Source organism: Kitasatospora sp. NPDC057015 (assembly GCF_042673745.1).
Classification (GTDB): Bacteria; Actinomycetota; Actinomycetes; order Streptomycetales; family Streptomycetaceae; genus Kitasatospora.
Window position 1 is genome coordinate 108774 of the sequence record NZ_JBHUSG010000031.1, and the last position, 6823, is coordinate 115596.

9 protein-coding genes and 1 pseudogene are annotated in these 6823 nt (G+C 69.3%); 8 read left to right on the forward strand and 2 right to left on the reverse strand.

What is annotated here, in order from left to right; all coding sequences use genetic code 11:
• Positions 1-602: 602 nt before the first annotated feature.
• Complete coding sequence (locus tag ACFTWP_RS25975) at positions 603-872, reverse strand: type B 50S ribosomal protein L31 (protein ID WP_380267211.1); 270 nt, start codon at positions 870-872, stop codon at positions 603-605.
• 29 nt (positions 873-901) lie between these two features.
• On the reverse strand, positions 902-1066 hold the full coding sequence (gene rpmG / locus ACFTWP_RS25980; RefSeq protein WP_380267212.1) for a 50S ribosomal protein L33: 165 nt from the start codon (positions 1064-1066) through the stop codon (positions 902-904).
• A 196-nt stretch (positions 1067-1262) separates the two neighbouring features.
• Here rpmG and rpmB point away from each other — a divergent pair, with 196 nt between their 5' ends.
• The 8 genes and pseudogenes from rpmB (at position 1263) to ACFTWP_RS26020 (ending at position 6807) form a co-directional block, all read left to right on the forward strand.
• The gene (gene rpmB, locus ACFTWP_RS25985; protein ID WP_380267213.1) at positions 1263-1499 is read left to right on the forward strand and encodes a 50S ribosomal protein L28; all 237 of its coding nucleotides are present in this window, start codon (positions 1263-1265) and stop codon (positions 1497-1499) included.
• Positions 1499-1804 carry a 30S ribosomal protein S14 gene (rpsN, locus tag ACFTWP_RS25990; protein WP_380267214.1) on the forward strand — a complete coding sequence of 102 codons (306 nt, stop codon included), beginning with the start codon at positions 1499-1501 and terminating at the stop codon, positions 1802-1804. The genes rpmB and rpsN overlap by 1 nt, the downstream gene beginning before the upstream one ends.
• Positions 1805-1941: 137 nt before the next feature.
• Complete coding sequence (locus ACFTWP_RS25995; protein ID WP_380267215.1) at positions 1942-3117, forward strand: CobW family GTP-binding protein; 1176 nt, start codon at positions 1942-1944, stop codon at positions 3115-3117.
• Positions 3118-3184: 67 nt separating this feature from the next.
• A complete protein-coding gene (gene rpsR, locus ACFTWP_RS26000) occupies positions 3185-3445 on the forward strand; it encodes a 30S ribosomal protein S18 (protein ID WP_380267216.1) in 261 nt (86 codons plus the stop codon).
• Positions 3442-4719, forward strand: a complete 1278-nt coding sequence (locus ACFTWP_RS26005; protein WP_380267217.1) for a GTP-binding protein — start codon at positions 3442-3444, stop codon at positions 4717-4719. Before rpsR ends, ACFTWP_RS26005 begins: the two co-directional genes overlap by 4 nt.
• 60 nt (positions 4720-4779) lie before the next feature.
• The gene (rpmF, locus tag ACFTWP_RS26010) at positions 4780-4950 is read left to right on the forward strand and encodes a 50S ribosomal protein L32 (RefSeq protein WP_380267218.1); all 171 of its coding nucleotides are present in this window, start codon (positions 4780-4782) and stop codon (positions 4948-4950) included.
• 127 nt (positions 4951-5077) lie between these two features.
• Positions 5078-5251: pseudogene (locus ACFTWP_RS26015) on the forward strand (IS701 family transposase); the annotation flags it as partial.
• A gap of 590 nt (positions 5252-5841) precedes the next feature.
• Positions 5842-6807 carry a reverse transcriptase domain-containing protein gene (locus ACFTWP_RS26020; protein ID WP_380267219.1) on the forward strand — a complete coding sequence of 322 codons (966 nt, stop codon included), beginning with the start codon at positions 5842-5844 and terminating at the stop codon, positions 6805-6807.
• Positions 6808-6823 lie beyond the last annotated feature (16 nt).

Below are 6823 nucleotides of genomic sequence, written 5' to 3' on the forward strand. Positions count from 1 at the left end.
GCGGACTGGGGGCTGGTCGACCAGCTGCCCCGGACGTCCTCCGGCCGTGCTGTTCAGCAGTAGTTCGACCAGGCCCTGCACAAGGTGGGCGCCTCGCTGTCCAGGTGGGCCAGGATGAAATGGCCTCCCATCTGGTCGCGGACAGCAGCGGTCTCGCGCGGCAGCTGGGCTATCACCTTCTGGAGGGCTACAGCAGCCCCGGCCTCCTGCGGTTGGACTGGGTGGCGGGCTGCTGGCACAGTCTGGAGGAGGGCTGCGCGCGGCTTGAGGACGCCGTCCCCGACCTGACCACGCTCGCCGTGGAGGCGGCACTCACCTTGGGGCAGCTGGCCGCGGCCCGGGTCAGTGGCGGAGCGCCCTGGACCAGCTCGACCAAGTGGCCTGGGTCATCGCCCGGTCCGACGAAAGCAAGTGGATGTCTCGGTCGGCCATGATCGCCGCGCGGGTCGACCCCGGTCCGCGAGCAGCCGGCCACCTGGTCCGCCGTCGCACCGGCCCTGCCGAAGCCGCCCGGCCCAGCAGCCAGACGACACGTCACACCGGGGCGAACGTTGCCTGAAGTGACATTCGGAGGCGGCCGACCGATTTCGGAGTTCGGCCCGTCAGCTGCTCGGCTCGGAGGCAGAGCCCTTTAGCCCGTACCGGCGCTGGAAGCGTTCGACGCGGCCGGCGGTGTCCATGACTCGCGCGTTGCCGGTGTAGAAGGGGTGGCTGGCCGAGGAAACCTCGACGTCGACGACGGGGTAGGTGTTGCCGTCCTCCCACTTGATGGTCTGGTTGCTGGTCATGGTCGAACGGGTGAGGAAGGCGAGGCCGCCGGCCTTGTCCCGGAAGACGATGGGGCGGTAGGAGGGGTGGATGTCGGGCTTCATGGTGGTCTCCGAGTATGGGATGGGACGGGTCAGCGTTCTTCGCGGAACGGCACGTGCTTGCGGGCGACCGGGTCGTACTTACGCAGGACGAGCCGGTCGGGGTCGTTGCGCCGGTTCTTGCGGGTGACGTACGTGTAGCCGGTTCCCGCGGTGGAGCGGAGCTTGATGATCGGGCGCAATTCGTTGCGGGCCACGGGTGTCCTCCTCGATGGGGCATGGGCTTTCAACAACCATAGCGTAATGGTTGTCGTTTTCATTTAGTGTATGGTCAACTCACCGCCCAGGGCTGCCCCGGCACTTTGGTCTGCCATGCCGTGCGCGCCGCAGCCTTCGCCGCCCTGCCTCTGGTCCCGCCGGCCGGCGGGGCGCCTCCATCCCGACGGAGTCACCATGTCCGCCCACTGCCAGCTCACCGGCCGCAAGCCCGGGTTCGGCAACGCCATCTCCCACTCGCACCGACGTACCCGCCGCCGGTTCGACCCCAACATCCAGACCAAGCGCTACTGGCTCCCCAGCGAGGGCCGGTTCGTCTGCCTGACCCTCAGCACCAAGGGCATCAAGACCGTCGACAAGCTCGGCATCGAGAAGACCGTTGCCCGCCTGCGCGCCCGCGGGGAGAAGGTCTGATGGCCAAGCGAAGCAAGATCGCCAAGAACGAGCAGCGGCGCCTCGTCGTCGCCCGCCACGCCGAACGTCGCGCCGAACTCAAGCGACTCATCGCCGCCCCGGCCACCCCGCCCGAGGACCGCTCCGCAGCCCAGGCCGAACTCGGCCGCCAGCCACGCGACGCCAGCCCCACCCGTGTGCGCAACCGCGACAGCGTCGACGGCCGCCCCCGCGGTTACCTCCGCGTCTTCGGTCTCTCCCGGATCAACCTGCGCCAGCAGGCCCACGCCGGATTCCTCCCCGGGGTGCGCAAGGCCAGCTGGTAGCCGCCCCAACCAGCCGGGCGTGCCCTGAGCAACGTGGAATCTCCCGGGCCCACCGGCTCGGGGCGCGCCCCACCCACCCTCGCGCCCTACCCACCCTCGGCCCAGGCCGGAACCGAAATACCGAGAGGAAGAATTCCGTGTCCCACCCCAACCCGCTGCCCGTGGTGGTGGTCGCAGGGCTGCACGAGGCTGAGCGCCGCCAGGCCGTCCTGGAAATCCTCGGGACCTGCAAGGGCGCCGTCGTCCTGCACCACGACCTGACCCTGGCCGGCGAGCGCCGTGTCCACCGCGCGATCTGGGACGCGAACGGCCCACTGAGCGACGCCCACCTCCCGCTCACCAATGACTGCCCCTGCTGCGTACTGCGCGAGGACCTTCTCCCCGAGCTGCTCAGGATCGCCGACTCCGGTACCCACCGCCTCGCCGTGGTGGAACTTTGGGGCGGAAGCGACCCCCACCCGCTGGTCGAGATGATCGCGTGCGGCGAGGTGGACGGACGTTGCATGCACGATGCCGTCACGGTCACCGCGGTGGACCCGCTGCGCCTGATTGCACAGCTCTCCGTCTCGGACGAGCTCAGCGAACACCACCTGCACACCGGCCCCGACGACGAGCGCTCCCTCGCCGAAGCCCTCGCCCACCAGATCGAGTACGCCAACGTCCTGGCCGTCGCCCACCCGCGCGCCGCCGTCGGCAGCCCCGAGCTCCACACAGGCCTGGCGATGTTGCGCCAGCTACACCCCACCGCCCGCTGCGTCAGGCTCGGCACGAGGGAACTCGCCACTTTCGTGCTTGCGGGCTTCGACGTCGCGCAGGCCCGCGACCGGGTCAACCCGGCGATGGCTCTGCTGCCGCAGGACGCGGACGAGGTCGGGGTGCGCACGATGGTGTGGGAGCGGCGCGCACCGCTGCATCCGGAGCGGCTGCACGAGGCGATGGAGCAGCTTGTCCCGGCCGCACAGCGCAGCCGGGGCCGGTTCTGGCTCGCCAACCGGCCCGACCTGATGCTCGCCTGGGACGCTGCGGGTGCGAACCTCGCGGTCGAGGAGTGTGGTCCCTGGCTCGCGGCGCTGCCCGACGCGGCGTGGGAGCTCTACCCGCCGTCCCGCCGTGCCGCGGCGGCGCTGGACTGGGACCCGCTGCACGGCGACCGGATCCAGCAACTCAGCTTCACCGCCGAGGGCCTGGACATCGACGGGATCACCGAACTTCTCGACTCCTGCCTGCTCACCGAGGCGGAACAGGCTGCGGGGGAGCCCGGCTGGAAGGCCCTGCCGGACGCCTTCGGCTACCTGCTCGACCCGGTCTCCTGATCCGGCCCCGCCACCCCACCGCCCGCACGCCCCGACGCCCGAGGCCGAAACCCGAGGAGATCCGACCGTGATCAAGGTCGTCCCCGCCCGCAAAAACCGCAAGCCCCGCCCCAACCCGCTGCACGCCGCTCGCATCACTTACATCGACTACAAGGACACCAATCTGCTGCGGGCGTTCATCTCCGACCGGGGCAAGATCCGCAGCCGCCGGGTCACCCGCCTGACCGTCCAGCAGCAACGCGCGATGGCCCGCGCAATAAAGAACGCTCGCGAGATGGCCCTGCTGCCCTACACGGTTCCCACCAGCGGTGCCAAGGCCGGCCGATGACGGAAGAGTCCGACGCGCGGCTGCCGGTCACCGTCCTGTCCGGCTTCCTCGGCGCGGGCAAGACCACGCTGCTCAACCACTTGCTGAATAACCGTCAGGGTCTGCGGGTCGCGGTCATCGTCAACGACATGAGCGAGATCAACATCGACGCCGCGCTCGTCAGGGACGGCGGCGCCCTGTCGAGGACGGATGAGCGGTTGGTCGAGATGACCAACGGCTGCATCTGCTGCACCCTGCGCGACGACCTACTGGAGGAGGTCGACCGCCTCGCGCGAGCCGGCCGCTTCGACTACCTGCTGATCGAATCCAGCGGCATATCCGAGCCGATGCCGGTCGCCGCGACGTTCGCCTTCGCGCGCGACGACGGCGCCACGCTCGGCGACCTGGCCCGCCTGGACACCATGGCCACTGTCGTCGACGCCGCCAACTTCCTGCGAGAGCTGAGCGGCGGTGACGAGCTCGCCGCACGCGGCCTCGACCAGTACGAGGAGGACGAACGCACGGTCAGCGATCTGCTGATGGACCAGGTGGAGTTCGCGGACGTCATCGTCCTCAACAAGACCGACCTGGTGAGCGAAGGTGAGGCGGATCAGCTCGCCGCAGCCTTGAGTCGTCTCAACCCCGCGGCGCGGATCGTGCGCTCGGTCGCGGGCCGGGTCGATCCCGCCGAACTACTGGGGACGGGATGCTTCGACCTGGCCCGTGCCCAGGAGGCGCCGGGCTGGGTGGCCGAGCTCAACGGCGACCACGTTCCGGAGACCGAGGAGTACGGCATCAGCAGCCTGGTCTTTCGCTCGGAGCGTCCTTTCCATCCGGGCCGGCTGTGGGAGCTGGTCGCCGACCGGCTGGACACCGGGGAGTTCGGCCAGGTGCTTCGCTCCAAGGGATTCTTCTGGCTCGCCACCCGTCCGACCGTCACCGGCCTGTGGTCGCAGGCGGGCTCCGTCGCCCGGTTCGAACCTGCCGGGATGCGTGCCGCAGCGGCCAGCAGTCCGGTTCTGGCCGCGCAGACGGGCGTCGTCGAGGCGGTCGGCCACGTCACCTGGGCCGACACGCTCGGCCACGTCCGGCCCGAGGGCCAGGAATTGGTCTTCATCGGCACCGGACTGCGCGCGCACGAACTGAGTGCGGCACTGACGCACTGCCTGCTGGACGACGCCGAGTGCGCGACCCGCCAGGCCGCCTGGCGGGACCTGGAGGACCCGTTCCCCGGATGGGACGAGTACGACCTGCCGCATCCTCACGACCACGGCCGACTGGCCAGCCCGGTGTGAGCCCGGCCACCACCCCTGAACCGGCGGACCCACCGCCCGCTCCCGAGGAGGAGAACCCATATGGCCGTTCCCAAACGGAAGATGTCCCGCAGCAACACCCGGCACCGACGAGCACAGTGGAAGGCGAGCCCGCCGCAACTCGTACCGGTCACCGTCGACGGCCGCGAGCACCTGGTCCCGCGCCGCCTCGTGCGCGCCTACGAGCGTGGATTGCTGACGCCCGAGTCCTGAGCCGCGACAGACCCAAGGGGGCGGCCTCGAAGAGAGAGTCCGACCTTCCGAGGCCGCCCCGTACGGGAGGCGGTCCGGGGAAACCCACCGACGGGAACGTCGGCAGGGCGTCCGGGACCGACCTCACACGGTGGCCGAGGAGGCCGGCCATGCCGGCCCGGCCCGGATCCAGCGGCTGCTGAACCGGCTCGACTGGGACGCGGACGCGGTGCTCGACGGCATACGCGAGTACGTGGTGGAGCACTTGGCCGACCAGGGCGGCGTGCTGATCGTCGACGACACCGGCTGTGCGCCACGAGGCGCTGAGGATCGAGTGGGAGGAGGAGCCCACCGCTGGTCATCGCAGTGACCGGTTGAAGCTGGAGACAGGCTGGACCCCAGGTCGGGGGCGAGGCCGGAAGCAGTCTCGACAACGTAGGGGCGGATCGAGACCACCAGACGGTCCGTGCCCGCAAGCGAAGACGGAATGGGTGTAAGGAAACTGAACCAGTGGTTGAAGCCCCGTGAGTCGTCAGCGGCCTGCCGAACCTGGTGGATGGGCCGCGCCGTGGTGCTGGAGAGTGCTCTATCCGGTGGCCTCTCCTCTCCTGTCGCCTCTATCCCGTGGGCGCCGGGAGGCCCGGACCAAGACTGCGATGTGCGGCCCGTGGCGATGCCGCCGGGGTAAAGCTGGGCACCGAAGCCGTTGCAGAGATCCTCAGTGAACGTGGGAAGCGACCTGGCATCGCCCTCCCCGCCCGGCAGCCGGCCGGGCGGCGGGCAGGCGCGACGCTCGCCGATGATGCCGGGTCGTGGCGGAGTCGCCGTAGTACTCCGAGGACGGGAAAGCCGTCCGCATGGGGAAGGGCGACAGCGTGATGGCAGCAGGAGTGCTGTCGGGGAGGGACGTTGTTGAACAACGACGCGCCGCCGCAGGCGTGGCCGAGCATCTTCGCGGCCGAGCGGCGGGTACTCGATCATCAACTCAAGCTGCACCGATGGGCAAGGAGCGATCCGGATCGCCGGTTCGCTGACGTATTCAACTTGATCTGCGACCGGGCCACGTTGTTGGTGGCCTGGGAGCGGGTGTCCGGCAACCGGGGTGCCAGGACAGCGGGCGTGGACGCGGTCACCCGCTACCACGTCGAGGAACGCCTGGGAGTGATCCCGTTCCTGGAGGAGCTCTGTTCCTCACTCAAGGACGGGTCGTTCACTGCGCTGCCGGTCAAGCAGGCGGTGATCCCCAAGAAGAACGGCAAGGTCCGTTATCTAGGGATTCCGACTCTGCGTGACCGGGTCGCGCAGATGGCGCTCAAGCTGGTCCTGGAACCGATCTTCGAGGCTGATTTCTACCCGTCCAGCTACGGGTATCGGCCCGGCCGTCGGGCCCAGGACGCCATCGCCGAGATCCACCATCTCACCAGCAGGCCGTCGAACTACGAATGGGTCGTCGAGGGCGACATCAAGGCCTGCTTCGACAATGTCGATCACCACGTCCTGATGGGCCTGGTGGCCGAGCGCATCAAGGATCGCAAGGTCCTGCGACTGGTCCGCGCGTTTCTGCGGGCCGGGGTTGTCGAACTGCACGGTGGGCTCGCGGAGACCCTCACCGGGACTCCGCAGGGCGGGGTCGCCTCCCCGCTGCTGGCCAACATCTACCTCTCCGTCCTGGACCGGCACTTCGCCCGGATCTGGGACGAGGAGATGTCCCCGGCCTGGCGTCGGCAACACCGGCGCCGGCGTGGACTGCCGAACTTCCGGCTGGCCCGATACGCAGACTTATGCCGAGTTCCGCATAAGTCGGCTTATGCCGATGTGCGGGTTATGCCGACCGGGGTGGTGAAGGTGCTGGTGACGGGCCTGCGAACGCTGGGCTGACCGGCATAATCCGAGT